Genomic DNA, 20201 nt, shown 5'->3' with positions numbered 1-20201 from the left:
ATGACGACCCGAGTCCTCTCCCGTTCCGAACCCGAAGTCCGCGCCTGGCGCCCGCGCCAGGGCTGGGGTTCCGCCGCCTTCGACGCCGCCAACGCGGCCGTGCTGCTGGCGCTGTGCTTCATCACGTTCTACCCGTTCTATTACGTGCTGATCGCGTCGCTGTCCGACCCCGTCGCGCTGATGGCCAACCGCGGCTTCATGCTGCTGCCGCGCGGTTTTTCGCTGGAGGCCTTCCATCGCGTGTGGGACAACCCGATGGTGCGCAGCGGTTTCTTCAACACGCTCGTGATCGTCGTCGGCGGCACCGCGCTCAACCTCGTGCTGACCTGCTGCGGCGCATACGCCCTGTCGCGCAAGCGGCTGCCGCTGGAAAAGGCGTTCATGGTGCTGATCGTGTTCACCATGTTCTTTTCCGGCGGGCTGGTGCCCAACTACCTGCTCGTGCGCGACCTGGGCCTGCTCAATTCGCGCTGGGCCATCATCCTGCCGTTCGCCGTCAGCGCGTGGAACCTGATCATCCTGCGCGCCGCGTTCAACGCCGTGCCCAAGGATTACGAAGAGGCGGCGCGCATCGACGGCGCCGGCGACTTCACGATCCTGCTGCGCGTGTACGTCCCGCTGTGCATGCCGACCATCGCCGTCGTCGGCCTGTTCTATGCGGTCAGCCACTGGAACGGCTACTTCTATTCGATGATCTATCTCTCCGACCGCGACCTGTTCCCGATCCAGCTGGTGCTGCGCGAGATCCTCGTCTCCGGCAGCACGGATTCGATGATGACGGGCGAGGCCGTCGGCCGCGAGGCGCTGTCGAACACGATCAAGTACGCCACCGTCGTGGTGGCCACGATTCCCGTGCTGGCGGTGTACCCGTTCCTGCAGCGCTGGTTCGTGAAGGGCGTCCTGACGGGAGGGATCAAGGAATGAAAAAAGCCTGTCTTCTTGCGCTGATGCTGGTAACGTTAACGGATTGCGCGCGGTCCGCGCCGGAGCCGATCCTGCTACCGATCGTGAAGCAGTCGCTGCACCTGACGTGGTTCGCCAACTTCAATGGCAAGGCGGCCGTCTCGCTGAAGTCGTACGGCGAACAGAGCGCCTACCACGTGCTGGCGGAGCGCACCGGCATCACGGTCGATTTCCAGCATCCGCCGCTGGGCGCGGAACGCGAGCGCTTCAACCTGCTGCTCGTGTCGGGCAACTACCCGGACGTCATCGAGGCCGACTGGTTCGGCTATCCGGGCGGATCGAGCAAGGCCTTGAAGGATGGCGTCGTCATCCCGCTCAATGACCTGATCCGCCGCTACGCGCCGAACCTGCAGGCGCTGCTCGACAAGCACCCCGAGGTCTACCGCCAGATCAGCACGGACGACGGCACGATCTACGCCTTTCCCATGCTGCGCATCGACCCGCAGGTGCGCAGCGTGTGGGGTCCGCAGGTGCGCCAGGACTGGCTCGATAAACTGGGCCTGCGGCAGCCGTCCACGATGGCCGACTGGTATCGCGTGCTGAAGGCATTCAGGACGCGCGACCCGAACGGCAACGGGATCGCCGACGAGATTCCGTTTTCCGCGCTGACGATCCCGGGCGAGAAGACCGTGCCCGGCCTGCCGCCGCCGCTGTGGGTGTTCCTCGGCGGCTTCGGCCTCGCGCCCGAGTTCTACCGCTGCGGCACCAAGGTCTGCTACAGCCCCGCGCAGCCGGCCTACCGCGACTTCCTCGCAACGATGCGCCAGTGGTATCGCGAAGGCCTGCTCGACCCGGACTACCTGGCGCAGACGGAGCGCCAGTTCGACGCCAAGATGACGAATGGCCTCGTCGGCGCGTACGCGGGCTACAACGGCAGCGGCCTGGCGCGCTTCACGGCCATGAACCGCGCGCGCTTCCCCGGCTTCAAACTGGTGGCGACGCCGTATCCGCAGGGCCCCGCGGGCAAGCGCTACGTCACGTGGCCGGAAGCGGGCGAGGAGTACATGGGCGTCGGCGCCGCCATCACGCCGAACAACCATCACGTCGTGGAGACCGTGAAATTCCTCGACTACGGCTATTCGGCGGCCGGCGGCCTCACGTTGAGCTTCGGCCGCGAGGGCGTCAGCTACACGATGGTGAACGGCGAGCCGCGCTACACGGATATCGTCATGAAGAACCCGAAGCTGTCCGTGGCCGAGGCGATCTTCGCCCACGCCCGCCCGCAGCAAGGTCCGCTCGTGCAGGACGTGCGCTACCTGCGCCAGTTCTATTCGATGCCAGAGCAACTGGAGGCCGTGCGCACGTGGTCCGATGCGTCGACCGAGCTGCTGCTGCCGCCGCTCGAAGTGGCGAGCCTCGATGCGCGCAAGTTCAACGCGATCATGAGCGACATGAAGATCTATGTGGCGGAGATGACGACGCGCTTCATCACGGGCCGCGAGCCGCTGGAGCACTTCGATGCGTATCGGCGCAAGCTCGACCAGGCCGGCCTGCCGTTCGTCGTCGCCGCGATGCAGCGCGCGCTCGACCGCTATGACAGCAAGGCGATCCAGCCGACGCGGGAGCAACCATGACGCAAGCGCCTGCCGCTGAATTCGCGGCCCGATCTGTTAACGTTAACGGTTTCGCGTGCCGATTCCATTTCATACCAGTCCAATGAACATGACGACACTTCCACTCAACGCCGCCGACCGGGACCTGTTCCGCGGCGCCCTGGACCAGGCCCTGGCCCAACTGGAGGGCACGTTGGCCGAATTCGGCGCGCGCTTCCCCGACGATACGGCGCCGCAAGACCGCTACCGGCCGCGCCGCTGGCTCGACTATCCGGACGGCGCCAACTCCGGCTGGACCACGGGTTTCTGGACCGGCATGCTGTGGCTCGCCCACGAGCTGTCGGGCCAGTCGGCCTTCCGCGCCGCCGCGCATGCGCACCTGGCGAGTTTCGAGGCGCGCCTGGAACGGCGCATCCAGATCGATCACCACGACCTGGGCTTCCTGTACATGCCGTCGTGCGTGGCGGCGTGGCGCATCCGCGGCGACGCGCACGCGCGCACGGTCGCGCTGGGCGCCGCCGACTACCTGATGCGGCGCTACCTGCCGCGCGCCGGGATCATCCAGGCCTGGGGCGACCTCGATGATCCGGCCCAGCGCGGCCGCATGATCATCGACTGCCTGATGAATCTCCCGCTGCTGCACTGGGCCGGCAGCGCCGGCGGCGACGCGCGCTACCGCGACGCCGCGCTGAGCCACCTGGAGCGCTCGCGCGACTTCCTCGTGCGCGCCGACGATTCGAGCTTTCATACGTACCACTTCGATCCGGAGACGGGCGCGCCGCTGTACGGCAGCACGGCGCAGGGCCTGGCCGACGATTCGTGCTGGGCGCGCGGGCAGGCCTGGGGCATGTACGGCTTCGCGCTGAATCACCGGCACGCGCCTGATCTCGGCCTGCTGGCGGTCGCGATGCGCCAGGCCGATTACTTCATCGCGCACGTGCCGCCGAACGGCATCGCGTACTGGGATCTCGCGTTCGGCCCGGGCAGCGGCGAACCGTGGGACAGCTCCGCCAGCGCGATCGCCGCATGCGGCCTGCTCGAACTGGCGGATCACCTGACCGGAGACGAGGCGAGTGCCGAGCGTTATCGCGCCGCGGCGCTGCACATGCTGCGCGGCCTCGTCACGCATTGTGCGGCGCGGGCGCCGGCCAGCAATGCGCTGCTGCTGCACGGCGTGTACAGCAAGCCGCACGGGCAGGGCGTCGACGAACCGAGTTTGTGGGGCGACTACTTCTATCTGGAGGCGCTGGCGCGCGTGCTGCACGGCGCGAACGGCTACTGGTAGGACATACAAGGTGACATAAGAAGCGCCGCATGGCGGCAAGGGCGGGCGCGATATACCGCGCCCGGGACAGCAGTGATATCGTGGAATCCAAGACAGGAGATGGAGATGGCAGCGAATAACAAGACTTACGATGTGCACCACCCGTTGAACCCGATGGCGATCGCCGTCGCCTGCGCCATCCTCGGCGCGACGGCCAGCGCCTCGGCGCAGACCGCGCAGACGGCGCATGACGGCCCGGCGGTCCAGCAGGTCGAAGTGACGGGCATCCGCGCGTCGAAGCAGAAGTCGCTGGAAAAGAAGCGCAACAACGACACGATGAGCGAAGTCGTGACGGCGGAAGACGTGGGCAAGATGCCCGACAAGAACGTGGCCGACGCGCTGCAGAAGCTCCCCGGCGTGAACACGCTGGCCGGCAGCGGCGGGCAGGGCGGCTACGACGAGAACGACCGCGTGAGCATGCGCGGCACGAGCCCCAGCCTGTCGCTCACGACAATCAACGGCCACTCGGTCGCGACGGCCGACTGGGACGCGAGCGACCAGCTGGCCGGCGGCGCCGGCTCCAGCGGTTCGGGCGCGGCGCGCAGCGTCAGCTTCCTGCTGCTGCCGTCCGAGATCGTCAGCCAGGTCATCGTGCACAAGAGCGCGGAAGCGGACCAGGTCGAGGGCGGCGTCGCGGGTGCCGTCGACATCATCACGCGCCGTCCGCTCGACGGCAAGAAACCCTTCAGCGCGGAAGCGAGCGTGCAGGGCGTGTACTCCGACCTGGCCGGCAAGACGAACCCGCAGCTGGCGGCCTTCCTCAACTGGACCAACGCGAACCGCACGGCCGGGGTCATGCTGCAGGTGTTCGACCAGAAGCGCAACGTGCGGCGCGACAGCCAGCAGATCACGTGGGGCCGCATCGGCGCCGCGACGAATGCGGGCAGGGCCAACGGCGGCGCGCTCGCGGGCACGCCGTTCGTCTCGGAAGTGATCGAGAGCCTGTTCCAGCAGCAGCGCAAGCGCACCGGCGGCCTGCTCGGCGCGGAGTTCAAGGTGACGGACGACTTCACGATCAACGCCGACATCTTCCGCTCCAAGCTGGACGCCAGCTATGCCAACAACCGCTTCGTCATGCGTCCCACGAACTCGATCGCCGGCGGCGTGGTGCCGACCAATGTGACCGTCGCGAACGGCGCCGTGACGTCCGCGCAGTTCGACAACACCGGCGCGGCCACGGGCACGCAGCTGGAATCGCAGGTCAACCCGAGCGCCGCGTCGCGCACGGGCTATGAAAACGTCGACTTCAAATGGCGCGTCAACGACGCCCTGCGCGTGACGGGCCGCGGCGGCAGCACGAAGGCCGAGGGCGACACTTACCTGTACTGGAACTATGCGTTCCTGCCGAATACCGCGACCGGCTATGTCTACAACGGCCCGAACGACCCGGTGACGGTGCTGCTGCCGAACGGCGCGGCGGCCGCGAACCTGACGTCGAACCCCGGCAATTCCGGCGCGGACCAGAGCTACAGCCTGCAGCACAGCGAAGACCGCGAGCACTACGGCCAGCTCGACGCCGAGTACAGCTTCGAGAGCGGCTTCGTCAACAGCGTCAAGGTTGGCGTGCGCGGTTCCGATCACAAGCGCACCGGCACCCGCCCGCTGAAAGCCGGCCTGCCGGAGAACGCCGCGCAGAACGGCCAGGTGTCGGCCGCGTCGCTGCCCGTCATCGGCTGGGGCGGTGCGCAGTTTCCCTCCGACTTCGGCAGCAACCTGGGAGCGACGGGCGCCACCGGGCCCTATATCTCCCCGGATGCGGTGGTGGCCTGGTCGCAGGCCAACCTGAACGCCAACGATGCCTTCAACAAGCCGGTGGCCGGCGTCTTCACCGTCAAGGAAAAAGTGAAGTCCGGCTATGTGATGGCGCGCTTCGGCAGCGACCGCTGGCGCGGTAACGCGGGCGTGCGCCTCGTGCGCACGGAAACCAGCGTGACGACGAACACGGGCCTGCCGTGCGGCGTGCCCACGGCCACCAACGGCATCACGTACGGCAGCGCGGCACAGGCGACCGCCTGCGCGGGCTTCGTGCCCGCGGGCGGCACGCTCACGACCGGTTCACGCTTCGGCAACTTCTACACGCTGACGACGGATTCCAGTTACACCAAGGCGCTGCCCAGCATGAACCTCGTGTACGACGCGACGAAGGATCTCGTGCTGCGCACGGCGGCGGCGCGCGTGATGTCGCGCCCGGACTACAGCGCGCTCGGCGCCAGCATCAGCGGCTTCGCCTACAACCCGGCGGCGATTCCGGTGTCCACCGCGTCGGGCGGCAACGCCAAGCTCGGCCCCGTCCTCGCGAACAACTACAACCTGGGCGTCGAGTGGTACTTCCAGCCGCGCAGCCTGTTGTCGGCGCAGCTGTTCTACATCGACTTCGACGCGCTGGTCGGTTCGGGCACGTCGACGCAGCAGCTGCTCAACACGGCCGTGCCGGCGTCGCTCGGCGGGCCGCAGGTCGTGAGCACGGTGGTCAGCTCGCCGGTGATGACGACCGGACGTTCGAAGGGCATCGAATTCGGTTACGAGCAACCCGTGTGGGGCGGCTTCGGCATCCAGGCCAACTACACGTACGTCGACGCGAAAGAGGCGAGCGGCCTGCCGATGCTGGGCGCGTCGCGCAACTCGTACACGGCCGGCGGCTTCTACGAGAACGACAAGTTCAGCGCGCGCCTCGTGTACTCGTGGCGCGGCGCCGCGCGCACCGGCTTGTATGGTCTGTCGCAGAACTATGCGGCGGCTTCGGGCACCGTCGCGGCCTCGCTCAACTACTCGCTGACCGAGGCGATCACGCTCACGTTCGAGGGCCTGAACCTGAACAATCCGACGCTGCGCTACTACAACGCCGCGGACGCGAACATCCCGTTCGCCGCGACGACGGCCTTGCACAGCAGCGGGCGCCAGTACTATTTCGGCGCGCGCTTCAAGTATTGAAAGGCGGGACATGGGTGATTTTCGTATCGAGGGCAACGGCTTCCAGCTGGACGGGCGGCCCTTCCGGATCCTGTCCGGCGCGATGCACTACTTCCGCATCCCGCCCGCGTACTGGGAAGACCGGCTGAGGAAGCTGCAAGCGATGGGCCTCAACACGGTCGAGACCTACGTCGCGTGGAACGTGCACGAGCCGCGTCCCGGCGAATTCGACTTCGACGGCATGGCGGATCTCGTGCGCTTCGTCGCGACGGCGCAGGCGCTGGGCCTGTACGTGATCGTGCGGCCGGGCCCGTTCATCTGCGCCGAATGGGAATTCGGCGGCCTGCCGGCCTGGCTGCTGGCGGACCCGGACATGGAGGTACGCTGCTGTTATCCGCCCTACCTCGCGGCCGTGCGCCGGTTCTACGAAGCGCTGCTGCCACGGCTGCTGCCGCTGCAGATCCAGCGCGGCGGCCCGGTCATCGCGATGCAGGTCGAGAACGAGTACGGCAGCTACGGCAGCGACCGGGCATACCTGGCCTGGCTGCGCGACCTGATGCTGGAACTGGGCGTCGAGACGATGCTGTTCACGTCCGACGGCGCGACGGACCACATGCTCACGCACGGCACGCTGGACGGCGTGTGGAAGACGGCCAACTTCGGTTCGCGCGCGGACGGCGAGTTCGCCACGCTGCGCCGCTACCAGCCCGACGCGCCGCTGATGTGCATGGAATTCTGGAACGGCTGGTTCGACCACTGGGGCGAGCCGCATCACACGCGCGACGCGGAGGACGCCGCCGCCGCGCTGGACGAGATCCTCGCGGCCGGGGCGTCCGTCAACGTCTACATGTTCCACGGCGGGACGAGCTTCGGCTTCATGAACGGCGCGAACACGGACCTGGAGACGCGCCGCTACCAGCCGACGGTGAATTCGTACGACTACGACGCGCCGCTGAGCGAGGACGGCGAACCGACGCCGAAGTACCACGCGTTCCGGCGCGTGATCGGCAAGTACGTCGACCTGCCGCCGCTGGCCTTGCCGGCGCCGGTGCCGCGGATCGAGCTCGATCCCATCCGCTTCACCGACCATGCGTCGCTGGCGGACAACGCGGCGCGGCTGGGCCCGACCATCGAAGCGGTCGCGCCGCGCTCGATGGAAGCGCTGGGCCAGGACTATGGCTACACGCTGTACCGCACCCGCGCGCGCCATCCGGCCGGCGTCGTGCGGCTGTCCGCCGAGCGCTTGCACGACCGCGCCCAGGTCTTCGTCGACGGCGTGCCGGCGGGCGTGCTGGAACGTGACGGCGACCTCGCCATCGACGTCGCGCTGCCGGGCGGCGCCTGCGTCGTCGAACTGCTCGTCGAAAACCAGGGCCGCGTGAACTACGGCCCGGACCTGCAGGACCGCAAAGGGCTGCTGGGCTGGGTCAGGCTCGGCATCAACAAGCTGTATCACTGGGAGATGATCCCGTTATCGTTGCGTCATCTGGACGTGTTAAGTTTTGACGCGTACGGCGGCGAACCGAGGAATCGGCCGGGCTTTCACCGCGCGGTATTCGACGTGGCGGCGCCCGGCGATTGCTTCCTCGACCTGTCCGGCTGGACGAAGGGCGTGGCGTGGCTGAACGGCTTCAATCTCGGCCGCTACTGGGAGCGCGGTCCGCAGCGCCGCCTGTACGTGCCGGCGCCGCTGCTCAGGCAAGGCCGCAACGAATTGATCGTGTTCGAACAGCATGGCAGCGCGTGCCGCACGGCGGCGCTGCATGCGGACAGGGGAGAAGCATGACCAGTCTTTCACGCCGCCGCTTCCTCGGGAGCGCCACCGCCGCCGCCGTCCTCGAGGCGATGCCGCCGCTGCTGCGCGAGGCGCTGGCAGTGCCGGCGCGCCGCAAGGATGGGACGGGCGGCAGCATCGCCGACGTGCGCCACGTCGTCATCCTGATGCAGGAAAACCGCTCGTTCGACCATTATTTCGGCACGCTGGCCGGCGTGCGCGGCTTCGGCGACCGCATGGCGATCCCGGTGCGCGACGGCCGCACGGTCTGGCAGCAGCACAACGGCCGCCGCATCGTGATGCCGTACCGGCTCGATGCCGGCGCCGGCAACGCGCAGCCCGCGCTGGACTTGCCGCACACGTGGCCGGACGCGCAGGCCGCCTGGGACGACGGCCGCCTGAACGCCTGGCCGCGCGCCAAGACCGATGCGGCGATGGCCTATTACACGCGCGCCGAGCTGCCCGTGCAGTTCGCGCTGGCCGATGCCTTCACAGTGTGCGACGCGTATCACTGCTCGCTGCAGGGTGGCACGAACCCGAACCGCCTGTTCATGATGACGGGGACGAACGACCCGTCCGGGCGCCACGGCGGTCCCGCCATCGACAACCGCATGGAAGGCTTCGGCCCCGTCGAGCAGGGCTTCACGTGGACCACGTACGCGGAGCGCCTGGAGGCGGCGGGCGTCAGCTGGAAGGTCTACAACGACATGGCGGACAACTACGGCTGCAATATGCTGGAGACGTTCAGAAGCTTCCGCGAGGCGTACGCCGCGCGTCCGTGTGCGCTGGCGGACAAGGGTTTATCGACGACCTTGCGCGACGCCACGCTGGATGGCCTGCGCGACGACGTCGTGAACGGCCGCCTGCCGCAGGTCAGCTGGATCATTCCGCCGCGCCTGTACAGCGAGCATCCGGGGCCGTCCACGCCCGTGCAGGGCGGCGCCTATACCTTGCAGGTGCTGGAAGCGCTGCTCGCCGACCCCGACGTCTGGAGCGGCACCGTGTTCCTGCAGATGTACGACGAGAACGATGCGTTCTTCGACCACGCGCCGCCGCCGGCGCCGCCCGCGTTCGCGCCGGACGGCACGCGCGCGGGGCTGTCGACCATCGGCTGCGCCGACGAATGCCATCGCGACGGCAGGCTGTACGGCCTCGGTCCGCGCGTGCCGATGCTCGTGATGTCCCCGTGGAGCAAGGGCGGCTGGGTGAATTCGCAGGTGTTCGACCATACGTCGATCCTGCGCTTCCTCGAAACCCGCTTCGGCGTGATGGAGCCGAACATCAGTGCCTGGCGGCGCGCCGTCTGCGGCGACCTGACGAGCTGCTTCGACTTCGCGTCGCCCGACGCGTCGGCGCCGCGCCTGCCCGTCTACGGCACGGCGCAGGCCGACGCCGAGCGGATGCGCCAGCGCGCCACGCCCGGCATCGAGGTGCCGGCGGAGACCGCGCAGGCGGCGCCGCGCCAGGAGCCGGGCACGCGGCCGTCGCGCGCGCTGCCTTACTACCTCGAAGCGCTGGCCGAACCGCGCCCGGACGGCGTCGCGCTCGCCTTCGCGAACGCGGGCACGGCCGGCGCCGTGTTCCATGTGTACGACCGCCTGCGCCTCGGCCGCATCCCGCGCCGCTACACGGTGGAGGCGGGCAAGCAGTTGGCCGACGTGTGGACCGCACCACCCGTCGTTGCGAGCGCCGTGCCGGTCAAGGTGCCGCCTGCCGGGGCCTACGATCTGTGGATCCTCGGGCCGAACGGTTTCCATCGGGGCCTGCGCGGCACCGGCGTGCCGGCCATCCTTGTGCGGGCCATGCGCGACGGCGACCGCGTCGTGCTCGAACTGCGCAACGGCGCGGATGCCCCGCGCGAAGCGGTCCTGACGATGCTCGCGTACGCCGACCCGGCACCGCGCACGATCGCGCTGGCGGCACACGCCGTCGAACGCGTGGCGCTGCCCGGCCCGTGGTACGACGCCGTCGTGCGCAGCGGCGATGCCGCATGGCGCTTCGCCGGCCGCGTCGAGACCGGCTACGACGGCACCAGCGATCCCGCGATGACCCTCGCGTCCACTCAACCCTGGTAGCAGGAGCCAGCATGGCCGACATCCAACTGCAACACGTACGCAAGTTCTACGACAACGGCTACCACGCCGTGAAGGATTTCAATTTGCACATCCGCGACGGCGAATTCGTCGTGTTCGTCGGGCCGTCCGGCTGCGGCAAGTCGACGACCCTGCGCATGATCGCGGGCCTCGAAGAGATCTCGGACGGCAGCCTGCAGATCGGCGGGCGCGTCGTCAACGACCTGCAGCCGAAAGAGCGCGACATCGCGATGGTCTTCCAGAACTACGCGCTGTACCCGCACATGACGGTGCGCGAGAACATGGGGTTCGCCCTGAAACTCGACAAGGTGCCGAAGGGGCAGATCGCCGAGCGCGTCGACGAAGCTGCGCGCATGCTGCACCTCGACGCGCTGCTCGACCGCAAGCCGAAGGAACTGTCCGGCGGCCAGCGCCAGCGCGTGGCGCTGGGCCGCGCCATCGTGCGCAAGCCGCATGCGTTCCTGATGGACGAGCCGCTGTCCAACCTGGACGCCAAGCTGCGCGTGGAAATGCGCGCGTCGATCACGCGGCTGCACCGCAAGCTGGGCGTGACGACGGTCTATGTCACGCATGACCAGGTCGAGGCGATGACGATGGGCGACCGCATCGTCGTCATGAAGGACGGCGACATCCAGCAGGTGGCCAGCCCGCTCGAACTGTACGAGCATCCCGCCAACCGCTTCGTCGCCGGCTTCATCGGCTCGCCCGCGATGGGCTTTCTCGAAGGCCGGCTGGCGCGCGGAACGCTGGTCGGCGACGGCTTCACGCTGGCGCTGCCGGCCGCGCTGGCGGCGCATGCGGCGGCGTTCGACGGCAAGCCCGTCGCCGCCGGTATCCGGCCGGAGCACCTGGCGCTCGCGGACGACGGGATCGAGGCCGTCGTCGACGTCGTCGAAGCGCTCGGCGCGGACACGATGGTCGGCCTGCAGGTCGGCAGCCAGTCCATCGTCGCGCGGCTGGCGCCGGATGTGCGGGTGATGCCGGGCCAGCGCGTGAAGCTCGCGCCCGATCCCGCGCGCATCCACCTGTTCGACATGGACGGCGGCGCCAACATCGGGTTGTCCGCATCGTGACGCTCGCCCTGCGCTTCCTCGCGATCGACGAAGGCCGCCAGCGCCTGCACCTGATCGACACCCGCGACGGCACCGCCGGCTGGCAGCGCGACCTGGACCAGTATCCGCTGGCGCGCGACCTGCAGCGCATCGGCGCGGACCGCGCCCTCGTCGGCTTCGAGCGCGGCTTTGTCGAGATCGACGTCGACAGCGGCGACATCGTCCGCGTGTGCGACCGCTGGTCCGGCGTGACGGCAGCGCGCCGGCTGGACGACGGCCGCACGCTCGTCACGGGCATGAACCTGGACGGCGGAGAAAACGGCATCGACGTGCTCACGCTGGACGCCGACCTGCGCGTGATCGCGACGGCGCGGCGCGAAGGCGATTACGTGCGCCTGATGCGGCCCGCGGGCGACGGCTATCTGCTGTGCACGAACGACCACATCCTCGAAACGGATGCAGCACTGCGGCCGCGCCGCAGGCTGGCCGCGCCGGGCTTCGAGCATGCGTGGATGGCCGAGCGGCTGGCCGACGGATCGACGCTCGTCGCGGCCGGCTATGGCGCGTTCATGGCGCGCTTCGATGCGGAGGGCCACCTCGTCTGCACTTTCGGCGGCAGGGACGCCGTGCCCGCCGAGGTCGCGCCGCTTTTCTACGCGACCTTCCAGGTGCTCGCCGACGGCCGCATCGCCGTCGCCAACTGGCAGGGGCATGGGCCGGACAATGGACACAAGGGGCGCCAGCTGCTCGTGTTCGATGCGGATGGGACGCTGGTCGATACCTGGTCGGATCCCGTGCGTATCTCGTCGCTGCAGGGGTTATTGGTGCTGGCGTAAAAGCCCGCGAACCGGTAGGGTGGGCTCCCCGAGCCCACGCGTTCAACGCACGGCGGCATCGGCGCGGCGTATCCAAGCCGCGTATCGCCGCGTGGGCACGGGGTGCCCACCCTACGGAACCAATGCCGTCGTTCCCGCGGCGGCGGGAACCCAAGTTCGCATCCGGAGTCGGAAAATCAGGTTACCGCCTGCGCGGGAACGACGGGTTACGCACGTTATCGATCGTCGGACCGATTCAGTGGTAGACCACGTACAACACCGGCCGGTTCGCCGCCGTCGCCTCGCGCGAGCCGTAGTTCACCCACCCGTTCGCGCCGACGTTCACGGGCGAATCGACCTTCAGCGGCAGCACCTTGCCCCCGCCGGCCGCCGCGACGGCCGCCGCCGTCACGTCCAGCGTGACGGCTTGTCCCGCCGCGCCGACGGCCCACGTACCGAGCACGGACGACACGCCCGGCATCGTGTTCCACGTGAGCCCGGTCTCCGTCCACGCGCTCGACGCGAGCAGCGACACGCGGTTGCTGAACGTGTTCGCGGCCCCGACGCTCGTCGGCATTAGCGCCAGCGTCGCACCCGCAATCGTGCCGGTGATGCCGGACACGTCGAACTTGAGCGCGGCCTGCCGCGCATAGCCCACGCCATCGTTCTTGACGACGAGCGTGTTCGCCGCGCCGAAGTTGGTGCCGGCCGCGGCGCCGTCCTGCACATACGTGTCGGCGGTGGGTGTCAGCGCGACGGTCGTTCCTTCCGCCAGCTGCACGGCGTAGCTGCGGCCGGCGGACGCGTTGACGTTCACGGTCAGCTTGATCGTGGGGTACAGCTGCGTCACCGTCACGGCCGGGTCCTTGCCGATCACCTGCCACGCGCTGCGATTGAGTTCGAGGTTGATCGTGCCCGTGTTGGCCTGCGTCGGGTCGGCGACGCCGATGTGCAGTTCCGATCCCGTGTCGCGCACGGTGACGGATGCCTTGCGGTTGCTCGTCAGGTAGGCGCCGCCGGCGTCGTTGACGGTCTTCGTCGCGTCGTTCCAGAAGTTGACGCCCGTGACGCCGGCCGCCGTGTCGCGCGCCGCATGCGCATCGAGGCTGTTCTCGAGGATCGTCACCGTGGGGCTGGCCGCGAAGGCCGCCGTGCGCGATGCCGTGTAGTTCGGCAGGATCACGTAGGCATACGATGCGTTCGCCGGCGCCGCGCCGTGGTTCAGCGCGAGGCTGAGGAAGGTGTTCGTCACCGTCGTGGCGGGGCCGCCCGTGTTGATCTGCTGCCAGTTTCCGCTGCGGGTCTCGCGCAGGCCGGACAGACTCACGGGGGAGGGGAACCAGTAGCCGATGTCGGTGCCGCTCACGTTGCCGGCCAGGTTCGCCCATTGCACGCTGGTCGTCGTCGCGGACCAGCCGCTCGTCGTGGGCATGGACAGGCCGTTGACGGTCAAGGCGTTGTTGCCGGCCGCGTTCAGCTTGCGGTTCTCGACGATCGTCTCGACCGTGCGGCCGTCGGTGTTCGCGATGCCCGAGCCGAGCGCGATGATCTTGTCGCCGAACAGGAACCACGACTTCTTGCCCTGCAGCGTGGACCCTGTCACTTTCGACATCGAGAATTGCAGGCCGGCCGTCGCGTGCAGGTTGTCGACTTCCGAGCCGCCGGCCCAGTTGTACGTGTTCGGGTAGTTGCCGAAGCTCGCCGGCGTGCCGCTGCCCGAGCCGTCCGTCGTCGTGCCGGGCAGGCGCGCCTGGTTCACCGTGGGCCAGTAGTCGCCGGAGAATTGCGTGAGGTCGTTGTTGTACACATAGGTCATGCCGGCGCCGGTCCACCAGGCCTTGATGTTCTCGCCGTTGCCGTATTCGAAGGCCGAGATGCGCGTCGAGAACAGCGACACCATGCTCGAATACCCCGCATAGCTGTGCAGCGCGCGGTCCATGCTGGCGAAGACGTGGGTCTGGATCTGCTCGGGATCGGGCGTGATGCTGCCGTTCGCGAGGATGCCTTTCAGGTTGGCGATGTCGTACAGCGACAGGCCCTTGTAGTAGTTGGCGAACGTCGTGTCGCGCTGCATCCAGTGCTTGACCGTGCCGTTGATGGCGGCGGCGTTGGCGGCCGGCGCGCCTTGCGCCAGCCGCGCCAGTGACACCGTCAGCGAGCGGCCGGCGTCGTGGTCGGTCGATGCCTGGCGCGAGATCGCGCGCCCGCGCACGGCGTCCATCACGGCGCCCTGGTAGACCATCGGCTTGTAGCCGTTCGCGTACCAGTCGTAGACGTTGCCCGCGTTGGCATCCGTGACGGCCCAGGTGGACCCGTTCAGCAGGTAGTACAGGCGCGCGATGTCGGACATCAGCACGAGGCCGTAGCTGCCCGTATAGGCGACGTTCGTGTGCTGGATGAACGAGCCGTCCGCATAAAAGCCGTCGCCGCTCGTCACGTACAGGAGCGCCTGGCTGATGGCGTCGCGGCCTTGCGCGATCTTCGTGGCCGACTTGCCGATCACGCCGCGCAGCGCGACGACGGATGCCTTGTCCAGGCGGTTGGCGCCCGTCTCGACGAGCGTCGTGCCGGTGCGCCTGGTCGGGTCGGGCACGTAATAGTCGACGGCGGCGAGGTGGTTGGCGATCTGCGTGGCGGAGAGCTGGCCGTACATCAGCACCGTGATGTCGTTGAGCGCCTGCGGCGAGCCGATCTCCCAGTCCCACCAGTTGTCGTATTTCGTGATGCCGCTGCCGTAGTGGTTCGCGTTCATCCAGTCCAGCGCGGAGAGGATCGCCGTACCCAGCGCCGCGTTCCCCTGCAGCGAGGAGCCCGTCGTCGAATACGCCAGCGCCATCGCCAGCAGCCGGTTGTAGGTCTGCGTGACCGTCGTTGATTTGGTCCACGTGGCGAGGTCGCTCCACAGGTACGTGCGGCCGGACGCGGTCTGCAGCGTGTCCCAATCGCCCTGGGCGGTGCTCGTGATGGTCGCGATCTGGGCGGCGACGTCGGGGTCCGCCGTGTCGACGGCGGCACCGCCGGTCAGCTGCAGGCTCCATTTGGCGCGCAGCGTGTCGTATTCGTCGGCGGCTGCGGCTTCCAGGTGGCCGCCGCCGGACATCGATGACTGTGCGGGCGCGGCGGCGTCGTCCTGCGCGGGGCCGCCGCAGGCGCTCAAGGCAGCGGCCAGCAGCAGGAGGGGAAATCGGGTGGGCATGGCGTGGTCTCCATCGTTTATGGTAACGTTAACGGAATGTCGCCATAAAATGATAGCCGAGCAGTTTGCATGCCCGGCCATGATATTTTTAAATCGTGGGTGGATGTGTTATGGCGTGATACGGCGGCTCAGTCGTCGAAGTCCTCGGCGAGGTTCTTCCAGCCGCGGCTCTTGGCGAACGGGGCGAATTCCTCGGGCGCCTCGAGCACGATGAGGCGGCTCTCCTGCAGGCCCGGGTCGCTGTGGCCGAAGTCCGGCCCCTTGTACCCGACGGCGCGCAGGCGGTCGATGATCTGGCGTACCAGTACGGTATCCTTGTACGCGCCGGGTTCGAGCCGGGCCTTGAATTCCACGTACACGTCGATGATCCCGTAGCCCTCGTCGAAAATGCGGATCGCCTTGACGTCGAGGGTACGGCCCTGGCTGTCCCGGGCCTGGAATGGGCCGGACAGTTCAATGTCGGAATCGGTAGTCATGGGGGAAGCATACCATTCCTGGATTTTTTTTCGCAGGCGTGTCGATTTCGCGCGCCGCCGTTCGTCGTCAGGATGCAGGACCCGTCATCCAACCACTTTCCACACGAGGACATCATGAACAAGCAGATCATCTTCAACCTGCCGGTCAAGGACCTGGATAAATCCAAAGCGTTCTTTGCCGCGCTGGGCTTCGGCTTCAACCCGCGCTTCAGCAACGAGAGCGCGGCGTTCATGGACGTCGTGGACGACACGGTCCACGTCATGCTGATGACCGAAGCCTTCTTCAGCTCCTTCACCAACCGGCCCGCCGTGCGGGCGAAGGAGGCCAACGAGGTGATCATCTGCCTGAGCTGCGAGAGCCGGGACGAAGTGGACAGCCTGATCGCGAAGGCCACCGCCGCCGGCGCGCGCATCCCGCATCCGCCCGAAGACCACGGCTTCATGTACGACCAGGGCTTCGAGGACCTCGACGGCCATTTGTGGAATCTCGTCTGGATGGCGCCGCAGGGCTGATCGGGCCGGAATGGTAGGATAGCGGTCCGCGCATCAACCAGAGGTAGCCATGACCATATTCGCCATGTCCGTATTCGACGCCACCGTCATCTACGACGGCAAGGAGCTCTTCAAGGGCCGGGGTGCCGCGAGCGTGTGGGCCGAAAAGCTCGCCAAGGAAATCGAAACCGCCGTCACCGTCGAGAAGATCGGCACCGGCTGGGCGTTGTGCGCCCGGCTGGACGGCGCCGACTGCCGCTGGGGCATCCTGGGCCAGCGGCTCAAGCGGCTGGACTGAATGGCCGCGCTGACGGTATCGAGGATCCTGCACGCGGGCTACGTGTTCGAATGCGGCGGCGCGCGCATCGCCTTCGACACCATCTTCGAAAACCCGTTCAGCCGCAACTGCCACGCGTTTCCGGACGTGCGGTTCGACGTCGACCTGATCCGGCGCCAGCGCTTCGATGCCGTGTTCATCTCGCACTTCCACGATGACCACTGCTCGCTCGAGAGCCTGGACCTGCTGGACCGCGCGACGCCGCTGTACCTCTACTGCCTGTTCGACGACCTGTTCGACATGGTGCGCCAGCTGGGTTTTACCAGCGTGCACGCGCTGCGCCTGGACCAGCCGGTGGACGTCGGCCCGTTCCGGGTCGTGCCGCGCGAAGCGATGGATGCCGACGTGGACTCGATGTTCCAGGTCCGGGCCGCCGGGCTGAATGTATTGAACGTGGTCGATTCCTGGATCGACGATGCGACGCTCGCGCGCCTCGTCGACGAGGCACCGTGGGACCTCGTGCTGTGGCCATTCCAGACCATGCGCGAACTCGAGGTGCTGGCGCCAACGCGCCACGCGCCCGCGCCGCCCGCGCTGCCGGAGGACGCGCTGGACCAGCTGCGCGCGCTGGCGCCGCGCTACGTCGTGCCGAGTTCCTGCCAGTTCGCGCTCGAGCCGTGGTCGTGGTACAACCGCGCCTTCTTCCCGATCTCGTATGCCCGGTTCGCGCAGGAGGTCGGGGCGGCGCTGCCGCAGGCGCGGGTGGTGCGCATGGACCCCGGCGTGTCGATGCGGCTCGATGCCGACGGCTTGCATCCGGCGCCGCCGCTGGACTGGGTCATCCCGGTCGGCGACCAGGACGTCGACTACGTCTACGAAGGCAATGCGGACGCACCGCCCACGAGCGACGTCGCCCGCCATTTCCCGGCACTGACGGCAGCGCAGTGGACGCGCGTGCTGGACTACTGCCGCACCGGCGTGCCGGAGAAATATGCCGGCCTTGACGCCGCCGGCGAGTATTTCGACAGTCCCCGCATCTGGCAATTGTCGGTCCACGATCACGCGGGCGAGGTCACGCGCTTCCGCTACCGCCTCGACGGCAGCCACGCAACGCCGGTCGACGCCGCGGGCGGTCCGCTCGGCTGGACCACCGACGTTCCCGCCGCGAAGCTGTACGCGGCGCTGGCCCTTGGCGAGTCGCTGACGTCGATGTACATGCGGATCAACGATGCCGTATTCGATGCCGGCACCGAGCGCGAACTGGCGGAGGCCGACGTGGTCGACGATCCGCTGATCCGCTGCCTGTTCAGCGACGGCTTCGGCGCCTACCAGCGCGCGCAGTTGCGGCGCCTGCTCGGCCTTACAGACTGAAACGTCTCTTACAGCGGCACCGACAGCTTTTCCCTCCCTGACCTGACACACTGTGGCCATGCGTACAGACCGCGCCGGGCCGGCGCGGTAGCATCCGTCATCATTCGATCAGGAGAGAACAATGAACATCAACGTACCTGTCATGCGCATTGCCGCCATCCTCGCGCTGACCGCAGCGTCGGCGTCCGCGTTCGCGCAGAGCGCCGAATATCGCCGTGGCTACGACGACGGTTACGCGGCCGGCCAGCGCGATGCGCGCGGCGACCGCGGTCCGCATCGCGGCTGGCCCCGCGTGTTCGTCGAAGACGCGGAATATGGCGCGCACGGTGCGGCGTGCGATGCGCGCCGGGCGGTGCGCGCTGAAATCGAGCGCAACCACGGCAACGTCCTGGCCGGCAACCAGCTGTGCGGCGATCCGGCGCATGGCCAGCCCAAGCGGCTGAGGATCGTCTATCGCTGCGGCGACAGCGAGGCGGTAAGGGTGGTCGCGCGCGAGAACGAGACGCTGCAGCTGAGCTGCCGGCACTGACCGGCGGATTCTTGTCGGCCGTCGATGGCGCGGCGCGTCGACGTCAAAGCCCGACGCCCCATTGCTCGACGGTCACTTTCGACACGCGTTTTTCCGGCGTCGTGTCGACGAGAATGGCGACGTCATAGTGCGTGATAACGGATTGCGCCACGTCGTGTTCTACCGCGTAGCGTTTGAATCCCGTCCCGTTATTCACACAGCAGACGAGCTGAAGGCCTCGGTCGGTAAAGAACTTCTCGGCAACGTCGAGCGACGTGCCCGCCGGCAGATGGCTGGCCGTCTCCGAACGCCAATAGTCGGCGCGTTCGGCCGCTTTGTGGTGGGCGCAGCCGGACAGCAAGAGTGCGGCTGCCATGATGCATAGATTACGAATCATTCTTCATCCTTTCGATGTGTGCACGCCTGCTCTGGAATCCAGCTTTCTTCCTCATCCTGTTGGTCCACTTTCCAATGCAATGCATTGTCAACGGCACGTAGCGCGGCTGTCTTACCGTCGGTCTTGCCCGTCATTGGCGCATGCCTTTGGTGGCGGACTACAAAAGGGCTTCATATGACGCGGGCCACCGAGGCAATCAGGATCGCCGCCGGCACGAGCAGTGCTTGTGCCGCCACCGTGCCTGCCAATCGGCTTCCTACCAGCCAGACGACGGCCTTCCTGAACTGCCCCTCCGTCACCTTTCCTTCGACGACATCGTCGGTCATCCCGGACATGTGCGGGTCAATGAACATCGCCATCATGATCGTGGCGCCGCCGTTGACGATCGACGAGAGCGTGCTCGAGGTGACCCGAACCGATGGATCGAGGACGCCTGCATAAAGCGAAGCAAACACGCCGACCGTCCAGAGCGCCGTAGCGCCGACATTCAGGAGCGTGATCCGGCGTGAAACGCCATGTCCCGACCGGATCTCGGTGACGTTTCGCGCGGCAGGCACGGTAGCGACGTCTCGGACGTAAGAAAGACCGCCTTTAAAGAAACTGTGAAGGATCAGCTTGGGAATCGAGCGATAGACCTGGAAATGCAGCACGGCGCGGCAGAACACCCGCTGGAACGTCGGAATCAGCAGCGCACCCGCGACCGTCGCCAGGCTTGCCGACACCATCAACCAGCGAAAATCGCCCAGCAGCGTGCCGGTTGCGAGAGCGTTCAGGTTGGTCTCGACGCGCTTTGCCAGGAATGGACCAAGAAAGGAATTCGAGGTTCGGGACACGAGCATAAGAATGCTGAATAGCGCCATGGACACCGCGATCCGCTTCGTCCGTACGCCGGCAATCCGTACCGAGTAGGCGAGTGTGCCGATCAGGTGGATGACGAACGTGAGAAAGCAGATGAGGAAAAGTTGTTTGTCCATGTCTTAGTCTGTGGCGGGGAACGTAA

The 20201-nt window shown here is 67.5% G+C and carries 17 protein-coding genes; 12 read left to right on the top strand and 5 right to left on the bottom strand.

What is annotated here, in order from left to right:
• The 8 genes from ASC93_RS22645 (at position 1) to ASC93_RS22610 (ending at position 12505) form a co-directional block, all read left to right on the top strand.
• Positions 1-924, top strand: a complete 924-nt coding sequence (locus ASC93_RS22645; RefSeq protein WP_082548271.1) for a carbohydrate ABC transporter permease — start codon at positions 1-3, stop codon at positions 922-924.
• The gene (locus ASC93_RS22640; RefSeq protein ID WP_082548270.1) at positions 921-2537 is read left to right on the top strand and encodes an extracellular solute-binding protein; all 1617 of its coding nucleotides are present in this window, start codon (positions 921-923) and stop codon (positions 2535-2537) included. Before ASC93_RS22645 ends, ASC93_RS22640 begins: the two co-directional genes overlap by 4 nt.
• Positions 2538-2625: 88 nt before the next feature.
• On the top strand, positions 2626-3801 hold the full coding sequence (locus ASC93_RS22635) for a glycoside hydrolase family 88 protein (protein WP_157202080.1): 1176 nt from the start codon (positions 2626-2628) through the stop codon (positions 3799-3801).
• 105 nt (positions 3802-3906) lie between these two features.
• Positions 3907-6771, top strand: coding sequence for a TonB-dependent receptor (locus tag ASC93_RS22630; RefSeq protein WP_056447754.1), 2865 nt, complete (start codon positions 3907-3909; stop codon positions 6769-6771).
• 10 nt (positions 6772-6781) lie between these two features.
• Entirely contained in the window at positions 6782-8536 is a 1755-nt protein-coding gene (locus ASC93_RS22625) for a beta-galactosidase family protein (RefSeq protein WP_056447752.1), read from the top strand.
• Positions 8533-10599, top strand: a complete 2067-nt coding sequence (locus tag ASC93_RS22620; RefSeq protein ID WP_056447750.1) for a phosphocholine-specific phospholipase C — start codon at positions 8533-8535, stop codon at positions 10597-10599. The genes ASC93_RS22625 and ASC93_RS22620 overlap by 4 nt, the downstream gene beginning before the upstream one ends.
• Positions 10600-10610: 11 nt before the next feature.
• Positions 10611-11690, top strand: a complete 1080-nt coding sequence (locus tag ASC93_RS22615; protein WP_056447748.1) for an ABC transporter ATP-binding protein — start codon at positions 10611-10613, stop codon at positions 11688-11690.
• On the top strand, positions 11687-12505 hold the full coding sequence (locus tag ASC93_RS22610) for a hypothetical protein (RefSeq protein WP_056447746.1): 819 nt from the start codon (positions 11687-11689) through the stop codon (positions 12503-12505). The genes ASC93_RS22615 and ASC93_RS22610 overlap by 4 nt, the downstream gene beginning before the upstream one ends.
• A gap of 235 nt (positions 12506-12740) precedes the next feature.
• Here the strand turns inward: ASC93_RS22610 and ASC93_RS22605 are convergent, their stop codons facing one another.
• Positions 12741-15680, bottom strand: coding sequence for a polysaccharide lyase family 8 super-sandwich domain-containing protein (locus ASC93_RS22605; RefSeq protein ID WP_056447743.1), 2940 nt, complete (start codon positions 15678-15680; stop codon positions 12741-12743).
• Between the two features lie 128 nt (positions 15681-15808).
• The gene (locus tag ASC93_RS22600) at positions 15809-16156 is read right to left on the bottom strand and encodes a hypothetical protein (protein ID WP_056447741.1); all 348 of its coding nucleotides are present in this window, start codon (positions 16154-16156) and stop codon (positions 15809-15811) included.
• Between the two features lie 114 nt (positions 16157-16270).
• On the opposite strand from ASC93_RS22600, the gene ASC93_RS22595 reads away from it, so the two are divergent.
• The 4 genes from ASC93_RS22595 to ASC93_RS22580 all read left to right on the top strand — a co-directional run bounded on the left by ASC93_RS22595 (position 16271) and on the right by ASC93_RS22580 (position 18825).
• Positions 16271-16669 carry a VOC family protein gene (locus ASC93_RS22595; RefSeq protein WP_056447739.1) on the top strand — a complete coding sequence of 133 codons (399 nt, stop codon included), beginning with the start codon at positions 16271-16273 and terminating at the stop codon, positions 16667-16669.
• Positions 16670-16718: 49 nt separating this feature from the next.
• A complete protein-coding gene (locus ASC93_RS22590; protein ID WP_056447736.1) occupies positions 16719-16946 on the top strand; it encodes a hypothetical protein in 228 nt (75 codons plus the stop codon).
• Positions 16947-18296, top strand: a complete 1350-nt coding sequence (locus ASC93_RS22585) for an MBL fold metallo-hydrolase (protein ID WP_056447734.1) — start codon at positions 16947-16949, stop codon at positions 18294-18296.
• Positions 18297-18417: 121 nt separating this feature from the next.
• Positions 18418-18825, top strand: a complete 408-nt coding sequence (locus tag ASC93_RS22580; protein WP_056447731.1) for a hypothetical protein — start codon at positions 18418-18420, stop codon at positions 18823-18825.
• A gap of 43 nt (positions 18826-18868) precedes the next feature.
• On the opposite strand, the gene ASC93_RS22575 is transcribed toward ASC93_RS22580, so the two are convergent.
• From ASC93_RS22575 to ASC93_RS22570, 3 genes are read right to left on the bottom strand one after another with little or no spacing between them, the layout of a single operon-like run.
• A complete protein-coding gene (locus ASC93_RS22575) occupies positions 18869-19201 on the bottom strand; it encodes a hypothetical protein (protein ID WP_056447729.1) in 333 nt (110 codons plus the stop codon).
• Complete coding sequence (locus tag ASC93_RS31090) at positions 19198-19335, bottom strand: hypothetical protein (protein WP_157202079.1); 138 nt, start codon at positions 19333-19335, stop codon at positions 19198-19200. Before ASC93_RS31090 ends, ASC93_RS22575 begins: the two co-directional genes overlap by 4 nt.
• A gap of 36 nt (positions 19336-19371) precedes the next feature.
• Entirely contained in the window at positions 19372-20175 is an 804-nt protein-coding gene (locus ASC93_RS22570) for a lipid II flippase Amj family protein (protein ID WP_056447727.1), read from the bottom strand.
• Between the last annotated feature and the right edge of the window lie 26 nt (positions 20176-20201).

Source organism: Massilia sp. Root335 (genome assembly GCF_001425685.1).
In the GTDB taxonomy this organism is placed as follows: Bacteria; Pseudomonadota; Gammaproteobacteria; order Burkholderiales; family Burkholderiaceae_D; genus Telluria; species Telluria luteola.
This window is presented reverse-complemented; position numbering and strand designations above follow the sequence as displayed.